The organism is Aerococcus urinaehominis, assembly GCF_001543245.1.
GTDB lineage: Bacteria > Bacillota > Bacilli > Lactobacillales > Aerococcaceae > Aerococcus > Aerococcus urinaehominis.
In genome coordinates, this window is sequence record NZ_CP014163.1 from 305,868 (window position 1) to 323,184 (window position 17,317).

General features: G+C 38.8%; 16 protein-coding genes, 1 tRNA gene and 1 pseudogene. 2 read left to right on the forward strand and 16 right to left on the reverse strand.

The genetic code is table 11. From position 1 onward, the window contains the following. Window positions 1-470: 470 nt before the first annotated feature. The 7 genes and pseudogenes from AWM75_RS08930 to AWM75_RS01400 all read right to left on the reverse strand — a co-directional run bounded on the left by AWM75_RS08930 (window position 471) and on the right by AWM75_RS01400 (window position 6,223). Window positions 471-773 carry a recombinase zinc ribbon domain-containing protein gene (locus AWM75_RS08930; RefSeq protein ID WP_067977392.1) on the reverse strand — a complete coding sequence of 101 codons (303 nt, stop codon included), beginning with the start codon at window positions 771-773 and terminating at the stop codon, window positions 471-473. Window positions 774-983: 210 nt separating this feature from the next. Further along, the gene (locus AWM75_RS01375; protein ID WP_067977395.1) at window positions 984-1,598 is read right to left on the reverse strand and encodes an ABC-2 transporter permease; all 615 of its coding nucleotides are present in this window, start codon (window positions 1,596-1,598) and stop codon (window positions 984-986) included. After that, window positions 1,599-2,459, reverse strand: a complete 861-nt coding sequence (locus tag AWM75_RS01380) for an ABC transporter ATP-binding protein (RefSeq protein WP_067977399.1) — start codon at window positions 2,457-2,459, stop codon at window positions 1,599-1,601. Window positions 2,460-2,462: 3 nt separating this feature from the next. After that, window positions 2,463-2,837 carry a GntR family transcriptional regulator gene (locus AWM75_RS01385; protein WP_067977403.1) on the reverse strand — a complete coding sequence of 125 codons (375 nt, stop codon included), beginning with the start codon at window positions 2,835-2,837 and terminating at the stop codon, window positions 2,463-2,465. 515 nt (window positions 2,838-3,352) lie between these two features. Beyond that, window positions 3,353-3,640 (reverse strand): annotated as a pseudogene (locus AWM75_RS08535) (recombinase family protein); the annotation flags it as partial. 160 nt (window positions 3,641-3,800) lie between these two features. Beyond that, window positions 3,801-5,210 (reverse strand): 23S rRNA (uracil(1939)-C(5))-methyltransferase RlmD, encoded by a 1,410-nt coding sequence (gene rlmD / locus AWM75_RS01395; RefSeq protein ID WP_067977405.1) that lies wholly within the window; start codon window positions 5,208-5,210, stop codon window positions 3,801-3,803. A gap of 158 nt (window positions 5,211-5,368) precedes the next feature. Continuing rightward, the gene (locus AWM75_RS01400; protein ID WP_067977406.1) at window positions 5,369-6,223 is read right to left on the reverse strand and encodes a glutathione S-transferase C-terminal domain-containing protein; all 855 of its coding nucleotides are present in this window, start codon (window positions 6,221-6,223) and stop codon (window positions 5,369-5,371) included. Between the two features lie 129 nt (window positions 6,224-6,352). Here AWM75_RS01400 and gloA point away from each other — a divergent pair, with 129 nt between their 5' ends. After that, on the forward strand, window positions 6,353-6,733 hold the full coding sequence (gene gloA / locus AWM75_RS01405) for a lactoylglutathione lyase (protein WP_067977408.1): 381 nt from the start codon (window positions 6,353-6,355) through the stop codon (window positions 6,731-6,733). 481 nt (window positions 6,734-7,214) lie between these two features. Here gloA and AWM75_RS01410 read toward each other — a convergent pair whose 3' ends face one another. From AWM75_RS01410 to AWM75_RS01450, 9 genes are all read right to left on the reverse strand, one after another. Next, complete coding sequence (locus AWM75_RS01410) at window positions 7,215-8,567, reverse strand: ISL3 family transposase (protein ID WP_067977409.1); 1,353 nt, start codon at window positions 8,565-8,567, stop codon at window positions 7,215-7,217. A gap of 175 nt (window positions 8,568-8,742) precedes the next feature. Next, a tRNA-Ala gene (locus AWM75_RS01415) sits at window positions 8,743-8,815 on the reverse strand. A gap of 116 nt (window positions 8,816-8,931) precedes the next feature. Then, a complete protein-coding gene (locus tag AWM75_RS01420) occupies window positions 8,932-10,131 on the reverse strand; it encodes a pyridoxal phosphate-dependent aminotransferase (protein ID WP_067977410.1) in 1,200 nt (399 codons plus the stop codon). 82 nt (window positions 10,132-10,213) lie between these two features. Beyond that, the gene (locus AWM75_RS01425; RefSeq protein ID WP_067977411.1) at window positions 10,214-11,041 is read right to left on the reverse strand and encodes an exodeoxyribonuclease III; all 828 of its coding nucleotides are present in this window, start codon (window positions 11,039-11,041) and stop codon (window positions 10,214-10,216) included. A gap of 96 nt (window positions 11,042-11,137) precedes the next feature. Further along, window positions 11,138-11,392: a hypothetical protein gene (locus AWM75_RS01430; RefSeq protein ID WP_067977412.1), complete on the reverse strand. Its 255-nt coding sequence runs from the start codon at window positions 11,390-11,392 to the stop codon at window positions 11,138-11,140. Window positions 11,393-11,458: 66 nt separating this feature from the next. Next, window positions 11,459-12,646 (reverse strand): M20 metallopeptidase family protein, encoded by a 1,188-nt coding sequence (locus tag AWM75_RS01435; protein WP_067977415.1) that lies wholly within the window; start codon window positions 12,644-12,646, stop codon window positions 11,459-11,461. Window positions 12,647-12,747: 101 nt separating this feature from the next. Beyond that, window positions 12,748-14,001: an NAD(P)H-dependent oxidoreductase gene (locus AWM75_RS01440; protein ID WP_067977417.1), complete on the reverse strand. Its 1,254-nt coding sequence runs from the start codon at window positions 13,999-14,001 to the stop codon at window positions 12,748-12,750. A gap of 7 nt (window positions 14,002-14,008) precedes the next feature. Beyond that, window positions 14,009-14,620: an NADPH-dependent FMN reductase gene (locus AWM75_RS01445; protein WP_067977418.1), complete on the reverse strand. Its 612-nt coding sequence runs from the start codon at window positions 14,618-14,620 to the stop codon at window positions 14,009-14,011. A gap of 17 nt (window positions 14,621-14,637) precedes the next feature. Beyond that, window positions 14,638-15,591, reverse strand: a complete 954-nt coding sequence (locus AWM75_RS01450) for an FAD:protein FMN transferase (RefSeq protein WP_067977419.1) — start codon at window positions 15,589-15,591, stop codon at window positions 14,638-14,640. A gap of 242 nt (window positions 15,592-15,833) precedes the next feature. Between AWM75_RS01450 and AWM75_RS01455 the strand changes: the two genes are divergently transcribed. Beyond that, the gene (locus tag AWM75_RS01455) at window positions 15,834-17,186 is read left to right on the forward strand and encodes an ISL3 family transposase (protein ID WP_067977420.1); all 1,353 of its coding nucleotides are present in this window, start codon (window positions 15,834-15,836) and stop codon (window positions 17,184-17,186) included. Window positions 17,187-17,317: the final 131 nt, after the last annotated feature.

Below are 17,317 nucleotides of genomic sequence, written 5' to 3' on the forward strand. Positions count from 1 at the left end.
TTTCCTTAATACCTAAAATTTACTCACACATTGATTTACCTTAATCATAACAAAACAAGAGACACAGAACTACGCTCCAATCACAGCATAGCTCTAGGTCTCTTGTTTACATTTCAATATTTAAACTTTCTCAGACTTTAGCTTAATCTCTATACTTTCGTCCTTTGCAACTATGCTTTCAACTAGCCTGATTTCCAAATTTTTTATGATAAACTTCTACCTACGTGTGTCGAGTCTTTAGAAGGCCTTAATATTTAATAACCTTCTTCTTTTTCTTGACGAAGTCCAAAGATTTGCTCGACCGCTTCGTCGTAACTATCCTGTTAATTTTCTACCTTCCATAATTCTTTCTGTATTTCATGTAGCTCATCATTAATAGCTCACACCCTTCATCTGGATCATTATTGAAGACTTCTTCAAGGATCTGCTCTAAAACTTCAAGGTAGTTCCTTTATCTCCAATCACTCGATTCAATCCGCCTGATGCAGCAATTCTTCTTTCACCGTTCGAGTCTGGCACTTAGACGGGTTTTCTATGCGAGTGATACAACCCCAAACCACTGATTTACAACCTCGGCAGTTCCACTTGACTCGTCTAAAAATCTCTCCACAGCAGTCACAGACGACTAGCCTTTCATTATCTAACTTCTGCTTAATCTGCTCTCCTTTGAGAAAAGTTTTGATATCTCCAAATTGCTTTCCCATATCTTCGGTAGAAGCCAACGCTTGACTGCCATTTTTTAAACCCAAGCCAAAAACGAGGTCCTTAGACATCCATTAAATATCTAGAAACCCCGTTATTTTGCAGTTTATCACTTAACTTTTTCAATCAATACGATGCACTCCACGTGTATCGACCTTAAGCTATGGATTGATTTTGATAGGGTGGTAGGGTGGTTTTACTGATATTAACTACTTTCATCAGTCTACTGAAAAGTCACGCCAAACCACTCTAAAAGATACATAAGATTCCAATTAAATGTATTATAAATCCTTGCTCTCATAGACCTTAACAGTCAAGAACAATAATAAAGCAGATACCACTAGAACGATTAAAGCAGATGATAGGATTAAGGTGGCTGATTTTATTGATGTTAGCCACTTTAATACACCTTGAATGAACGGACTATTTGCTAATGTCCACCCAAACATTATCAATACTAGGAAAATTATGATAGTAACATAACTCATGAATACAGGACCAAAAATAATGTACAACAATTGATAACCTAAAATTAACATGATAGCCATGGCTACAGTTAAGAAAATTTCTTTGATGCTATTAGCTTTTAGATTTGGAAGTATGTTGTTTAACAATATTATAAGTGATAAGTTAATACCGACTTGCAAAAAATGGAAAATGGTTTTACTTATCACTACTTCAAGACGGCTCACTGGCATACTTTGAATGAGGGCGTGATATTCATTTTTGTCCTCCAGACCATCGATATTTCGCATATTAAACAAGGATATCAATAAGCCTAAAATTAAAGGTATTTGATCATCACTCACTACAAAGAAGACTAAGATAAGAATAATCAATGATAAAATTAATAGTTTTCGACTTACTATCCAATCTTTAACTAGTAATGCTCGCATTTAATTGTCTCCCTTCAAGTGATAAATCATAATATCATCCAATGACGCTGGTTCAATTAGAACCTTGTCACCATAAATTTCTTGAAAACTACTTACATCTTCGCTCAAACCATCAAAGCCAGATTCTCTCTCTGTATAACCAATTAATAAGTCTCGCATCTCTGAATCGAGCAATTGAAGTGGACCCTTGATGAGATTGTAATTTTCAAGCAAATGATCTTTAGAATCCTGAATCAATAATCTTCCATCATTGATAAAGATAATATAATCCGCAATTTTTTCCAAATCGGCTAGGATATGGGTGGAGAATAATATCGTCTTTTCTTGATCTTGGATAATATCATACAGTAAGTCTAGAATCTCCAACCTTACGACTGGATCTAATCCAGATGTTGGCTCATCCAAGATGATCAGATCCGCATTATGGCTTAAAGCAACGGCTAATGAAAGTTTAACCTTCATACCTGTAGATAAATCTTTTACTTTTTTCTGCAAAGGCAGCTTAAAATCACGACAGAGAGAGTCGAATTTATCTTTATCCCATTTAGGATAAAAACCGTTTACTAAGTTGCCAATAGAACAAACATTCAAATTTTCATAATAAATATTTTCAGCATAAACAAAACCTATTCGCTCACGTGCGGCTTTTCCTTCATTTTCATGATCATAGCCTAAAAGATCTATTTGTCCTGTATCTGCCTTAATCAAATCCATTATCAATTTAATGGTTGTTGATTTCCCAGCTCCATTGGGCCCTATAAATCCCGTAATATAGCCTTTTGGTATCCGTAAATTCTTTAAATCAATTTTAAAGTCACCAAGTGTTTTGGTAACATCTTTCATTTTTATCGCATATTGCATTTTTTATTCCTCCACTTTTTCACTGAACCGTTGAACTATTTCTTCAGAACTTAGGCCTATACTTTTTGCTTTTATAATAACTTGTTCGATACTCGCATCTATTTCTGCTAGAATTTTTCTTTCAATCAAATCAATATCCAAATCGGCTACATACGTTCCTTGACTTGGGATGGACATCAGAAATTTTTCTTGTTCTAAATTTTCGTATGCTTTTTTAACAGTAATAACACTGACTTCTAAATCTTTAGCCAACTGTCTAATAGATGGTAAACGTTCTTTTTCCTTTAATTCACCAGATATAATGTTACGCTTAATTTCTTTTATTATCTGTTCGTACAATGGGACTTTAGAAAATTTCGAAAGATTAATATTCATCATTTAATTTCTTTCCTTCACACTTTGTGTATATACTATATACACAAAGTGTACAGATCTGAGTTTCTTGTGTCAAGCATTTTATTTACAAATAACAGAATCAGAGGGCACCTTCCGCCTGAAAAAAATTTACTAAAAGGTTAATACCTATTTGTCCTCGAATTACACAAATAATTTTATTATTTTTGTTCAATTTATTCATATAAGAAAAGCTCGCTGTAGGTTTACACCAAATAAATTCAAAAGAGACTATTTCTGCACATCATAAAAAGAGAGACACAGAACGATGCAATCCCCATTCTGAAGCATCGTTCTAGGTCTCTCTTATTTTTCTACTGTAATGATTTGTCCTGTCTTCAGTTTTAGCTCAATGCTATCTTCCTTAACACGCACTTCCTCCACCTACTGATTGACTAAGCTCTCATCATACTCCTCCAGCTTAACATGATGCCCTTGAGGAAGGCTTTGATATCTGCTAATCTCCTTCGCTTATCTTCGTTGGTCGCATTGGCAATCAACAAGGCTTGCTTCTTATCTCTGCTGATGGGCTCACTCTCTTGTTGGGCCACAGAAGCCATGATGGTGATGAGTACTTCTCCTTTGGCATCGAGCTTATTAATATTTTCCTTTTCAAAGTACACCCCCACATCCTTCGCTTTCAGTTCCCGAATATATTTTAAGCAATCCAGCGTATTTCTAGCGAATCGGGAGATGGATTTGGTAATAATTAAATCAATTCACCCCGCCTGACATTCTTCAATCATCTGGTTAAACTCTCGGCGATTCTTAGTATTGGTTCCAGAAATCAACACTTTACTGACATTTTCGATACTACAAGCAAAAAACGAAGCCCCCAGATATTCACTAAATGTCTAGAAACCTCGTTTTTATACAGTTTGTTGTTTTATTTTCCCAATCAATACTGCAGGAAATAACTGCTCCTATCGCACAGGTCTCCGTAATTACTTACTGCGTCGCTTTACTCCTAGTAAGTAATACTACGGTCTCGACATGCAAGGTATGCGGAAATTGGTCAACGGGCTGAACACTTACCAACTCATAGCCAAAATCTGCTAGCCAATTAATATCTTGCGCCATAGTCTTAGGATTGCAAGACACATAAATCACCTTATCAGTAGCTAAGCGACCAATTCGGCGCATTACCTTACCACCAGCACCTGACCGGGGTGGGTCTAGCAATAATAAATCTGGCTGCCCCCAAGTCTCTTCGACCTCAGCCATACCTTTACGAGCGTCACGAGCGAGGAAATAGGTATTGTCTAAGCCATTCTCCTGGGCGTTACGCTTGGCTGATTCAATAGAAGTTTCAACGATTTCTATACCGGCCAGTTCTTTGGCGGCGTCCGCAAATGGTAGCGAGAAGGTCCCTACCCCACAAAAGAGGTCAAGCACCCGCATATCAGTTTTCACGTCAGCTAAATCCAGAGCGATATCGACCATTTTTTCTGCCTGCACTGGATTAGGTTGGAAAAAGGTATCAAACCAAAGCCGGTAGCGATAGCCAGCTAATTCATCATAAATATAATCGCGGCCATGTAAAACGATTACCTCTTCAGCCTGGGTTCGGTCAGCGATATCCGTATTTTTAATCCAGGTCAAACTTGCCAGATTAGGAAAATGGTTGGCTAACCGTCTAGTCAAGTCATTAGCTGCTTCCTGATACTCACTCACATCAGCTGTTGTAAACAGGGCGACCATTTCCTCATCTAAAGCAAATGATTTTCTTAGCATTAAATGTCGCAATAAACCTGATTTACCTTCCTTATCATAACTCGGCAATTGCCAATCTTTAGCCCAGTCAGCAATTGCTTCTTTGTAGGCGACCATTACTTCAGGCGCAATCAGCGAATCCTTCATGTCAATGATGTGGCGGAAATTACCAGCTTCATGCATGCCGATGGCACCATCTAAGCCAAAGGTTAATTCCATCTTATTACGATAGTGGTAAGGATCTGCCATACCAAGCGTATCCTTAACTAAGGACTCATCGTGACCCTGATCACTTAAGCATTGTTTAACATACTGAGTCTTATAGTCCAATTGAGCTTGATAGTCCATATAAGCCAAGGGCGTCCCCCCTGCTTGCGGCTGACCAGGCTCTGCCTGCCCGATCCTACTTGGGGATGGTTTAAGAATCTCATCATAGTTTACCACTGCCGACTTGCGTCCCTTAGCATTGGGCACAGTCACCCTGACCAAATCGCCTGGCAGAGCCCCACGAACACTTAATTTGAGTTTCTTGCCAAAGGGACCCTTATCAGCAGGATGGTAGTAGACTGCTTGGCCCATGCCTTTTTCATCAAAACCAATAATTTCTACATCTAATACTTCACTCGGATAATCTTGTCTTGCCATATTTCTTCCTTTATCAGATTTATTTATAATTTATCATTACTTACTTATTTCTTAGGCTAGCAATTTTAACATAGACCCTTTTATTTTAACATAGGCAAAGCTAGCAATAAATTAGAAAAACCACCCATTTCAAATGAGTGGTTTGTTTGATAAATAGACTAGTCTTCCCACTGGTCTAACTGTGGACCTGCTGGTAAAATTTCTTTACCAAAGTGGTTGCGACCATTTTTACCCAGGTAAGTGCCTTCTTTAATTTCGTCCCAATCAGTAGATTGGTTAAAAGCAGGTATGTGATACAGCTTTTTCAGATAAGCCCAAAGATTGGGGAAATCTTCTAAACGGTATTGGTTAACTTGGAAGGCTGGATAGAAGACCGTATCAAATCGTAATAATGGTGTATACAAGACGATGTCTGCCAATGTCAATTGGTTACCGACTAAGTAATCATGTTGGCTTAATGCCTTGTCAATATCCGCCAGGGCAGTGAAGAAAATATCCACTTGCTCATCATAAGTAGCCTGGTCTTCAGCACCATGGGCCTTATAAGGCGCGGACATGATATCAGAACTAATTCGGACCACCCAAGCATCAATAGCCTCACGGTCATCCTCATTATAAAGGTTAGGTGCATCACCAGTGTGTAAAGCTTGGAAGCGTGTCACAAAATCTTTTACAATATCAAGGGACTCTTGATTAACTACCTGGCCAGTTTCAATATCAGCTAAGACAGGCACTGAGTATGGACCGTCGTAGGCTGGATTAGTATTATGGTATACATCACTGACGTATTCAACCCCTAAAACTGGGTCTTTAGCGCCTTCATAGCGCTTAAATTCCCAAATCTTTTCTGTTTTAATTGGATCAACCACTGATTTGGAAATAGCGTCTTCCAAACCTAGTAGTGACCGGGCAATATCTGTTCTTTGGGCAAAAGGACAAGAACGAGCCACAATCAGGTGGTACTTATTAGCTGCAACTTCATAATCATAGTCTTTTTCATATACTTTTGACATCATAAACCTCCCCTATCTTTATATTTATATTTTGCCAGGTTAGCTAACTTTTAGCAAGTAATGCGCTTTAATTGCATTATTAACTATGTTCTTTATAATGAAAGTGTGATGAATAAAGGAGGAGATTTGATGCAACAAGAATTAGTTGAAATTTGTGTACGGGTTCGCGACATCGATAAAACCCTTGATTTCTACACAAACCTATTCGACTTTGAAGTTAGCCGCGAGCGTAAGTTTCCTGAGGATGGTTTTGACTTAATTTATTTAGCTAGTCCAGGCAGTCCACTTGAAATTGAGCTAACCTATAATTATGATGCGGACCCTTATGAGATTGGTGACGGCTTTAGCCACCTAGGTGTTAAAGTTGCTGATCTTGAAGAAATGCACAAAATTTGCCAAGCATCTAACTATGAAACTGGCGAACTAAAAGGCCTAAGTGGCGGTGAGCCAAGCTACTTCTTTGTTACCGATCCTGACGGCTATCGGATTGAGGTTAAGCGAGATAAATAATTTGTCTGCTAGACTTATTACGTACAAAATACCCACCTAAGAGCGATCCCTTAGGTGGGTATTTTGTATGTAATCTTGTATGATAACGGTCAGAATGAGTGCAAAATAATTTTGCTTTCTTAGGGCTTCTCGATAAAAAGAAAAAGCGCCTCAAACGCTAATATATCAACGTTTTAAGGCTCTTTGTCAAATAGTGTTGGTGATATTAAAGATCGAAGTTTTGACTTCGGTCTTTTTTATTTTTCTAGCCATCGGCTAGAGTCTCCAGAGAATTGGTCATCTGTTCAACAGCCATGGCACCGGTTCGAGCCAAGCTCTCTCACCTCGCCAGCCTCAAACAAGCTGTAGTCAATCGCTATATCCGTACGTCGCGTTGCTCCTACAGCTCTAGGATTGTCACAGCTTGTAATTCTTTGGCGTGCTCAACATGGCTAACAGATGCCCATTCCCCTCCGACTCTAGCAAAGAAATATCTTATCAATTAAGCACATAGGGCCCTAGATTCTGCATCTAACTTTTCAATCTTTCTCTTTACAGTAGTTTTACTTTCCTTTTTTGCCTCATAGGATTTAAAAGAAAGAAAAGCCCGTGCCCTTAAATGATAAAAATTGCGGTAACCAAATCCGGAACGTTTAATATTCTTAATTTTATTATTCATACCCTCAATTGGCCCATTGGAAAGTGTATAACGAAAGCTATTGATAATAGCAGGTAAGTATTTGAGCAGAGTATTCATCGTTTTTCTCAATTTTTTTGGGAGCCGTTGGCTCTTATTGCGACTAATTGTATGTAGGAAAGCATTGATATTCCCTGTTTTAAGGTAATATTTGAGCTCGTTCACGACATCATAGACTTTTCTAAATTTACTGTCGATATTAAGCATAAATTCAACTATACCTGTTTCTGTTATAAGGCCATCAAATAAGCGATGTGTGCGGTAATTAACACTATTCAGTGCTTCTTGGTTCTTTAAAATCAGCTTCCATAACTGTTTCAATTTCCGATAGTGTGTTGATTGCTTAGGTTGTTGATTCATCACAAGAATCCGTTGGCTATTCAAAGTCTGATTCAGTAGTTGGACAATATGGAATCGGTCAATAATAATTTTCGCATTTGGAAAGATTTGTTGTAAAAAATCATAATAAGGTGAGTACATATCCATGGTAATCGTTTCAACTAGCTTTCTCTTTTCCAGAGGGAAACGCATAAAATAATCTCTTAAATAAGCTTGCGTCCGATCTTCTAATATATCAAATAAACGATGATTAGCTGCATCCACTAGGATGCAAGACATAGCGCCTGAGACATTTTTAACAGATTTAAACTCATCAATAGATAAATGCCTAGGTAGTTGCCGGTAACTTTGTTTGAATTGTTTAGCAGTCGATTCAAGCAGACGAATAACAGTAGAATTTGAAATATTAAGTTTTTTAGCGATTAAGGACATACTTTGCGACTCTGATAATTCTTGTATCGCTAAACACTTGATTTGGCGACTAATAAAGTAATTTTTAGCAACTAGATTAGAAGAGGCTGTAAACGTAATTTGGCAATTTTTACAGAAAAATCGCTGTTTTTTTAATACTAAAGAGATTGGTTGTGTGTTGAATTCACCTATTAAAATGCGCGATAGTTTATAACCATGCTTAATAATACTAGCTTGGTCAGCCTCCTTATGGAGGCAATTTGGACAGCTGTCTGGTTGATAAGTTAGTGTGCCGTAGATTACTTTATGAGTCACTTGTTTAATCTTTTTAATCGTTACCTTGTCCTCTAATTTAATATTTTCGTCTGTAATACTTAATAGGTTTTTGATACAATCATTTTGAGCCATGTGAATTCTCCTTTGTAGTTTTGTCTGACAACTTAATTATAAAGAATTCGCTGGCTTTTTGTGATTCTAAATAAAAAAGGTGTCAGTGAGTTTTTACTCACCAACACCAAAAAGTATAGAACCCGTTTTAAGGCACAAAATTTCTTTCTCGATATGTTCTTATGTCTTCTCAAAATGGAGACGATCGGGCTCGAACCGACGACCTCTACACTGCCAGTGTAGCGCTCTCCCAACTGAGCTACGCCCCCGCAACAAAGTTAATTATAGCATGGTCTCATATAAGAGGCAAGCCTTTTCTCTATTTTTTTCTAGATATCAAATTAAAATCACGCCAGTCACCTAAAGACTAGCGTGAAGCAATTTTTTAAATTTCTTGACGATTGGGGTAGCGGTCAAGCGCTAGAGCAAGAATTGCCATGGCACGTTCGATCATTTCTTCACTGACACAGTAAGACAAGCGAATCTCATTCTTGCCGTATCTTGGGTCGGTATAAAAGGCCTGAGCTGGTGTAGCCAAAACAGTATAACCATCTATTTCAACCTGGTCTAGCATCCAAATAATAAATTTTTCGGCATCATCTACTGGTAACTGAATGATATTGTAAAAAGCGCCCTCTGGTTCAGTGACTTTAACCCCTTTAATTTTCTGTAGGGCTTGATTAAGTACCTCGCGACGATTTTTATAAATTTTACGGTTATCGTAGACATATTGGTCATCTACTAAATCCATGGCCCCTGCTCCAACCTGGTCCAAGGTTGAAACTGACAAACGCGATTGGCAAAGTTTCATAATATGGGCCATAAATTCCTTGTTTTTAGAAGCTAAAGACCCAATCCGTGCACCACAAGCTGAATATTTTTTTGAAATAGAATCAACTAATACAACCCGCTCAGCAATTTCTGGATAATCACCAAAGGATACAAAAGGCCGATCTGTATAGTTAAACTCCCGGTAAACCTCATCGGCAACAATAAATAAATCATGTTTGATCGCTATAGCAATTACCTGCTCAATTTCTGCTTGGGTATAAACCCGACCGGTTGGGTTGCCAGGACTAGATAATAGGATTGCCTTGGTTTTATCAGTAATTTTATCCTCAAAATCAGCTATGCTTGGCATGGCAAAGCCATTGTCTATAGAACTATGGACACCGACCAATCGCCCTCCTGCCATCTTAGCAAAGGTATCATAGTTTGGATAAAAGGGTTCAATGGTTAAAACCTCATCACCTTCATCTAATAAGGTCATCATCGTGAAGACCAATCCTTCTGAAGCCCCCGCAGTAATTACTAATTCCTCAATGGCGAAATCCAAACCATAGTTACGGAGGTATAGCTGCATCGTTTCTAAGGTTTTTTTCATCCCCCGTGAATTGGTATATTCTAAAACTGAAACCTCAAAATGAGAGATAGCATCGTAGAAAACCTGTGGTGTTTCAATATCCGGTTGCCCAATATTCAAAGGAATCACCTTAAGTCCCTTGTCCCTAGCAGTTTGCGCGTAGCCACTTAGACGACGGATGGGTGAACTTGCCATGCCTTCAACCCGGTTTGAAAATTTCATATTGCCACCTACTTCTAAATTGATAAAGGTATTTTACCCTATGGCAATATCAGTCTGCAATATCTGGTAAATTTATATTTTTTTAAAGGTCAATTTCCAGGTAAATTGGCGTATGATCTTGACGGTCACCAGAATCAATCATTTCAGATCGTTTTACTCGGCCCTTTATCCGATCAGAAACTAGAAAATAGTCAATTCTCCAGCCAGAGTTATTAATTTTAGAAGTTTTTACACGTTGCGCCCACCAAGTATACTGCCCTTCAACATCACCATGTACATGACGGAAGGTATCAATAAAACCACGATTTAATAGCTTAGTGAATCCCTCGCGCTCCTCGTCAGTAAAACCAGCTGAGCGGCGATTATTTTCCGGATGAGCCAGGTCGATCTCATTGTGGGCAACGTTAAAATCACCCGTTGCAATAACCGGCTTATCCTGATCTAAGCGTGCTAAATAATCAGCATATTTAATATCCCAGGCTTGCCGATCTTCCAGTCTTGCTAAAGCAGAACCAGCATTAGGAGTATAAACGCCGGTAAAGTAGAAGTCTGGAAATTCCAAGGTTATAATCCGCCCTTCACTATCCATAGGCTCAGGCGCACCAATAGCTGGATAGGTCACCTCTGGCTGATAGTCTTTTTTCCATAAAATCATGGTACCAGCATAGCCCTTTCGCGCTGGTTCCTTAGAAGAGGTCCAGGCATAATCATAGCCAGGCACCCGGTCCATTAAAATTTCCATATGCTTTTTACTTGGCCCTGAGGCCTGCAATTTGGTTTCTTGGATGGCAATGACATCAGCATCATATTGATCAATAGTATCTAATACCAGACGAGATAGTTGGGCCCGTGCAGAATCAGATGTGAGGGCAGCATTTAGCGAGTCGATATTCCAGGAAATAAATTTCATAGTCTAAGCTCCTTTATTTATCAATTACTAGCTAGTCTACCATAATTTATTTAAGCAAGCATTTAAAAGGACTGCAAACTTACAAGCCGGCGATGCTCAGTTTTGTTTGATGATCCGCCATAAGCCGACAAGTCCAGTAATAATGACAGCATATTTAAAAATAGACAAAACTAAAATACCAGTATTTTCATAAGTCACAGGGACAATTAGGGCAACTAATAAATAAGCAATTAGATAGCAAATACCATTTACTAGCAAACCTAGTCCCCATTCTTTAAGCGTTAGGACTCTTGCCTTAACAGCTAGTTGGCCCCAAAATGCTTTAAAAGCCGTTACTAATTGTTTCATCATTTAGGATACCTTATCCTCTCTATTTCAATAAAAAAGCCGGCTTAGCCGGCTTTTATAATTTTAAACTTATTTATGTTCCGCTAACCATTTTTCAACAGCTGTTGCCATAGTCGCAGAACCAACAATCAAGGCTTCCTCATTAAATTGAACATATGGATGATGGACTGGGTAAACTTGGCCATTTTCATCCGGTAATGGGCAACCTACAAAGAAGTAGCAAGTCTTATCTAACTGGCTAGCAATGTGGGCGTAGTCTTCAGAAGCAAGATAAGGGCCAATGTTTTTAACTTCATAGTCATCACCTAAAGCCTCTTCAGCAGCTGTTTTCACAAGGTCAGCTTCTTCAGCTGTATTTACTAAGGCTGGGCAGTTAGCCATAACAGTAAACTCAGTTTCAGCACGGAAGGCCTTACCAATATGCTCAACAATCTCTGGCAAGCGTTTAGCCATATGTTTGGCTGATTCGGGATAAAGTGAACGAGATGTACCTTCTAACACAACCTTATCAGGAATAACATTCACTGCACCACCTGGAGCTTCAAATTTACCCATAGACAGAGAGGCACCCTGGTTAGAAGGTAATTCACGCGCTAGGATGCCATTAGCTGCATTAATGATTTGGCTAGCCACAAAAACTGGATCAACCCCGTTGTTAGGCATCGCACCATGAGCACCTACACCCTTAACCACAATTTGGAAGTTTAAGGCAGAGGCTAGGACCTCATTACGGGCAATCTCGACATCAACCTTGTCACCATTTGGCCACATATGTAAGGCAAAACCAGCATCTGGTTTACCATCTTTAAATAAGCCCTCTTCAATAATAACTTTACCACCGTTAAGGGTTTCTTCGGCTGGTTGGAAAAGGAATTTCACTTGACCTTGAAGTTGGTCTTCATTTTCCTTAAGCATCTTAAGGACCATCAATAAGATAGTCGTATGCATGTCGTGCCCACATAGGTGACCATTGTCATTTTTAGATGTACAAACAGATTTTGATTTTTCTTGGATAGCTAAGGCATCCATATCAGCTCGAACTAAAACAGTCTTACCTTTGCTAGCATCTCCAAGGGCGCCTGTAATACCATATGTATTACCGACATTTTCGTAGGCAATCCCAAACTCATCTAATTTAGCTTTAACTAACTTAGTTGTTTCAGGTAATTCGAAACCGACCTCAGGATTTTCATGCAAGGTACGACGAACCTTCACTGCATCATCAAATAGTTCTCTGGCACGATCTAAATAAGCCATTTATATTACCTCCTATGTATTTGAAATGATTTCATCATCATTATACGCTTAATTTTTAAATTGTCTAACTTTTCTTTATATTGGCTTTTGTTAGCCATTAATTAATGCTGGCTAGCCCCAGTATCCGCATCGGAGGCTGGTAATTGGCTCGCCCCACTATTTTGATCAGTAACTAAATTTTGACTAGCATTAGTTGTTTGGTCCGACACTTGACTTTGACTAGGACTAGTTTGGCTATCAAGGCTATGCATATCCTGATTTTCCACGCCGCTATCACTATCATCTAGTGGATTTGTCGCATCCATATTCTGATTCGTTAATTCTATGCCGGGCCAGTTTGTCAGCACCTGTTGGCTAAAGCCGCGGTACTTACCAGTCTGGTCATGCAAGGCCACATAGGTAAACAGTTTATTTTGGTTGCTAATAATTAATTTAGCTTGGTTGCCGGACCGCAGTTGGCCGATATACTCCTTGGCCTGACTGAGGCAATTTTCTTCATCAACTAAGCCTAGGGGGCTACCGAGATCCTCGAAATTAGATCCATATTCGGGCTGATTACTATATAGGAATTGGTTATTTTCATCAATATAAGTTACCGCTAGAGGTAGACTGGCTAAAAGTTCATTAATCTGATCAACAGTCAGCAAGCCACCAGCTAATTCTACATAAGTATCCCCGCTCACCGCTTGCACCCGGTCACTGGCTTTATTTAACCAGTCTGGATCTGTCATATCAACACCTGTAACCGTACGCTCACTAGCCTGCTGGGCTAGGAGATCCTCCTTAGGAAAAACCGGATCAGTGACAAGAGGTTGAACAGCCTCCACATATTTAGTAAACCGGGTTAAGACTTCACGCAAATAGCTGATGGTTCCCTGGTCCAGTAAATTTCCTTGGCTATCAAAGGCCGTTTGACAATGACCCAAAAGAAATTCTTGTCCTGGCATCACCAAGGCATCAATGCCGGGAGCTTCTAAATTTTGTCTCAGGTGCAGTTGAGCGCGGGAGGTGCCTTGGTCCAGGTAAGAAGCTCCTAAAATTTTTACTGGCTTATTTTTCAAAGGATGGACCTTAAAAGACAGCCATTCTAGTAAACTCTTTAATGGAGTTGGAACGGTATGATTATGTTCAGGTGTGGCAATAATTACTCCATCAGCCTGGAGGATTTTTCTTACTACCGTATGGATAGGTCCCTCCTCGGTCCATTCAGGATGGTCCGAGCTAAAAAGGGGTAATCGGCTAATATCAACTATTTCAAGTTCAAATAGGTCCTGGAAGTGGTCACTAATATAGGCCAGTAGCATGCGATTATAAGATTGGTCAGCAACTGATCCAGCAATACCAATAATTTTCATGACTTGTTTACTCCTTTTCTACCCAGCTATAATCTTTTATCTCAGTCAATTTACCATCGTTAAGATCCTGGTAGGCCTGTGAGTGGTCGATGTAGCTGATGAACTTAGCAAATATACTATCTAGTTTGTCAATATCCTTGGCATGAATTAAGTCACCTTGGTCGTCAAAGGCTTGCAGTGAAAATCCTAGCAGAAACTCAGAATTAGGCATGACTCGGGCCCGAATATCTGGAGAATCCAAAATTTGCCGTAAATAGGTTTGCGCTCTAGAAGATCCCAATCGGCCGTAAGAAGCCCCGGTAATTAATACTGGCTTGTCTGCCAGTGGATAAATATAAAAAGATAACCAGTTTAGCGCATTGGACAAAGCTGAGGTAATGGTGTGGTTGTATTCAGGGGTAGAAATGACTAACCCATCAGCTTGATTAATCTTGTCTGCCATCTCAATCACTTTTTCCGGCAAATTGCGGTCGTTTGGCTTAGTAAACATTGGCAGACCAGCTACTTCTATGAGTTCAATCTCAGCAAGGTGAGCAAAATGCTTTTGCATATAGCGCAAAAGGTTACGATTAGTAGATTTTTTAGCATTAGAGCCTACAATAGCGACGATTTTTTTCATTTGATGAATTTCCTTTCTTAGGCTAGCTGCAGTACTTGATTAGCAAAATCAGACCCATAATATAGGTGGTTACTCTGGTCAATAGCAATCAATTTAATATCAGTATCTAAGGAATGGAGGTCTCTGATTTGCGGTCCACTAAAATTAAAAAGACGACTAGTCCATATCTCCCCTTGTAAAGACTGCTTACTAACTACAGTCAAACTAGCCAGAGAAGTCGTCAATGGATAACCGGTACGGCTATCAAAAATATGATGGTAGACATTGTAATCTAATTTTAAACAACGTTCATAAGTTCCAGAGGTCACCACCGATTGACCTGGTTCTAGCTGTAGTATAGCGATATGCTCTCCTCGCGATTTTTTAGGGTTTTGTAGGCCAATACGCCAATAGTTATCCTGGGGACGGTTAATAGGAGGCCCTAAAGTTTTTATATTGCCTCCCAAATTGATTAACCCACTCACTGCACCAGCGGCTTTAAAATAATCAATGATTAAGTCTGCTATATGGCCCTTAGCCAGAGCTCCCAAATCAATTGCCATTCCTGTTTTTGCTAGCTTGACCCGCTGGTTTTTATCATCCAAATAGATATCATAAGGGTTAATTAGATTAAGGGTCCTGTCGATAGCTGGCTGATTTGGCTTTTTAGCATCCGAGAAGCCTATGCGCCATAACTGGACTAAGGGACCAATTGCGATATTCAAAATGGACGGTTGAGCGATACTATGTTTTTTGCCGACTTTTATTAAATAAAAAAGCTCCGGATGGACCGCCACCCAGTCACGTCCTGCCATTTGATTAACTGCCATTAATTCAGACGATGGATCATTGGCCGAAAAACGTGACTCGTAAACAAATAGACGGTGAATCGCTTGGCGCAAAATATCCTGGCTATTAACCGCTTTGACCTGCAGATTTATCCAGGTCCCCATCATTTGTAGGCGATGGCTACTAAATGTGACTTTTTCCATAGCGCCTCCCAGAATTTTTCGTCTAATAAGCTACTTAACATATCTATCCTATCATAAAAGCTATTTTTTATAGCTTAGACTGACTCGCATAAGCTATCTTTTCGAATGAGTTTAAAATGGTTCTATACTTTTTGGTGTTGGTGAGTAAAAACTCACTGACACCTTTTTTTATTTGGAATCACAAAAAGCCAGTGAATTCTTTATAATTAAGTTGTCAGACAAAACTACAAAGGAGAATTCACATGGCTCAAAATGATTGTATCAAAAACCTATTAAGTATTACAGACGAAAATATTAAATTAGAGGACAAGGTAACGATTAAAAAGATTAAACAAGTGACTCATAAAGTAATCTACGGCACACTAACTTATCAACCAGACAGCTGTCCAAATTGCCTCCATAAGGAGGCTGACCAAGCTAGTATTATTAAGCATGGTTATAAACTATCGCGCATTTTAATAGGTGAATTCAACACACAACCAATCTCTTTAGTATTAAAAAAACAGCGATTTTTCTGTAAAAATTGCCAAATTACGTTTACAGCCTCTTCTAATCTAGTTGCTAAAAATTGCTTTATTAGTCGCCAAATCAAGTGTTTAGCGATACAAGAATTATCAGAGTCGCAAAGTATGTCCTTAATCGCTAAAAAACTTAATATTTCAAATTCTACTGTTATTCGTCTGCTTGAATCGACTGCTAAACAATTCAAACAAAGTTACCGGCAACTACCTAGGCATTTATCTATTGATGAGTTTAAATCTGTTAAAAATGTCTCAGGCGCTATGTCTTGCATCCTAGTGGATGCAGCTAATCATCGTTTATTTGATATATTAGAAGATCGGACGCAAGCTTATTTAAGAGATTATTTTATGCGTTTCCCTCTGGAAAAGAGAAAGCTAGTTGAAACGATTACCATGGATATGTACTCACCTTATTATGATTTTTTACAACAAATCTTTCCAAATGCGAAAATTATTATTGACCGATTCCATATTGTCCAACTACTGAATCAGACTTTGAATAGCCAACGGATTCTTGTGATGAATCAACAACCTAAGCAATCAACACACTATCGGAAATTGAAACAGTTATGGAAGCTGATTTTAAAGAACCAAGAAGCACTGAATAGTGTTAATTACCGCACACATCGCTTATTTGATGGCCTTATAACAGAAGCAGGTATAGTTGAATTTATGCTTAATATCGACAGTAAATTTAGAAAAGTCTATGATGTCGTCAATGAGCTCAAATATCACCTTAAAACAGGGAATATCAATGCTTTCCTACATACAATTAGTCGCAATAAGAGCCAACGGCTCCCGAAGAATTTGAGAAAAACGATGAATACTCTGCTCAAATACTTACCTGCTATTATCAATAGCTTTCGTTATACACTTTCCAATGGGCCAATTGAGGGTATGAATAATAAAATTAAGAATATTAAGCGTTCCGGATTTGGTTACCGCAATTTTTATCATTTAAGGGCAAGGGCTTTTCTTTCCTTTAAATCATATGAGGTAAAGAGGGAAAATAAACCTACCATAAATAGAAAGATTGAAAAGCTAGATACAGAATCTAGGGCCCTATGTGCCTAAGTTAAAAGATATTTTTTACTAGAGGCGGAAGAGAATGGGCATCTGTTAGCCATGTTAAGCACGCCAAAGAAATACAAGCTGTGACAATCCTAGAGCCGTAGGAGCAACGCGACGTACGGATATAGCGATTG

Excerpts from the sequence above, each read along its gene's own strand:
- AWM75_RS08930 (WP_067977392.1), bottom strand. The coding sequence starts at position 773 with ATGTCTAAGGACCTCGTTTTTGGCTTGGGTTTAAAAAATGGCAGTCAA.
- AWM75_RS01375 (WP_067977395.1), bottom strand. The coding sequence starts at position 1,598 with ATGCGAGCATTACTAGTTAAAGATTGGATAGTAAGTCGAAAACTATTA.
- AWM75_RS01380 (WP_067977399.1), bottom strand. The coding sequence starts at position 2,459 with ATGCAATATGCGATAAAAATGAAAGATGTTACCAAAACACTTGGTGAC.
- AWM75_RS01385 (WP_067977403.1), bottom strand. The coding sequence starts at position 2,837 with ATGATGAATATTAATCTTTCGAAATTTTCTAAAGTCCCATTGTACGAA.
- rlmD (WP_067977405.1), bottom strand. The coding sequence starts at position 5,210 with ATGGCAAGACAAGATTATCCGAGTGAAGTATTAGATGTAGAAATTATT.
- AWM75_RS01400 (WP_067977406.1), bottom strand. The coding sequence starts at position 6,223 with ATGTCAAAAGTATATGAAAAAGACTATGATTATGAAGTTGCAGCTAAT.
- gloA (WP_067977408.1), top strand. The coding sequence starts at position 6,353 with ATGCAACAAGAATTAGTTGAAATTTGTGTACGGGTTCGCGACATCGAT.
- AWM75_RS01410 (WP_067977409.1), bottom strand. The coding sequence starts at position 8,567 with ATGGCTCAAAATGATTGTATCAAAAACCTATTAAGTATTACAGACGAA.
- AWM75_RS01420 (WP_067977410.1), bottom strand. The coding sequence starts at position 10,131 with ATGAAATTTTCAAACCGGGTTGAAGGCATGGCAAGTTCACCCATCCGT.
- AWM75_RS01425 (WP_067977411.1), bottom strand. The coding sequence starts at position 11,041 with ATGAAATTTATTTCCTGGAATATCGACTCGCTAAATGCTGCCCTCACA.
- AWM75_RS01430 (WP_067977412.1), bottom strand. The coding sequence starts at position 11,392 with ATGATGAAACAATTAGTAACGGCTTTTAAAGCATTTTGGGGCCAACTA.
- AWM75_RS01435 (WP_067977415.1), bottom strand. The coding sequence starts at position 12,646 with ATGGCTTATTTAGATCGTGCCAGAGAACTATTTGATGATGCAGTGAAG.
- AWM75_RS01440 (WP_067977417.1), bottom strand. The coding sequence starts at position 14,001 with ATGAAAATTATTGGTATTGCTGGATCAGTTGCTGACCAATCTTATAAT.
- AWM75_RS01445 (WP_067977418.1), bottom strand. The coding sequence starts at position 14,620 with ATGAAAAAAATCGTCGCTATTGTAGGCTCTAATGCTAAAAAATCTACT.
- AWM75_RS01450 (WP_067977419.1), bottom strand. The coding sequence starts at position 15,591 with ATGGAAAAAGTCACATTTAGTAGCCATCGCCTACAAATGATGGGGACC.
- AWM75_RS01455 (WP_067977420.1), top strand. The coding sequence starts at position 15,834 with ATGGCTCAAAATGATTGTATCAAAAACCTATTAAGTATTACAGACGAA.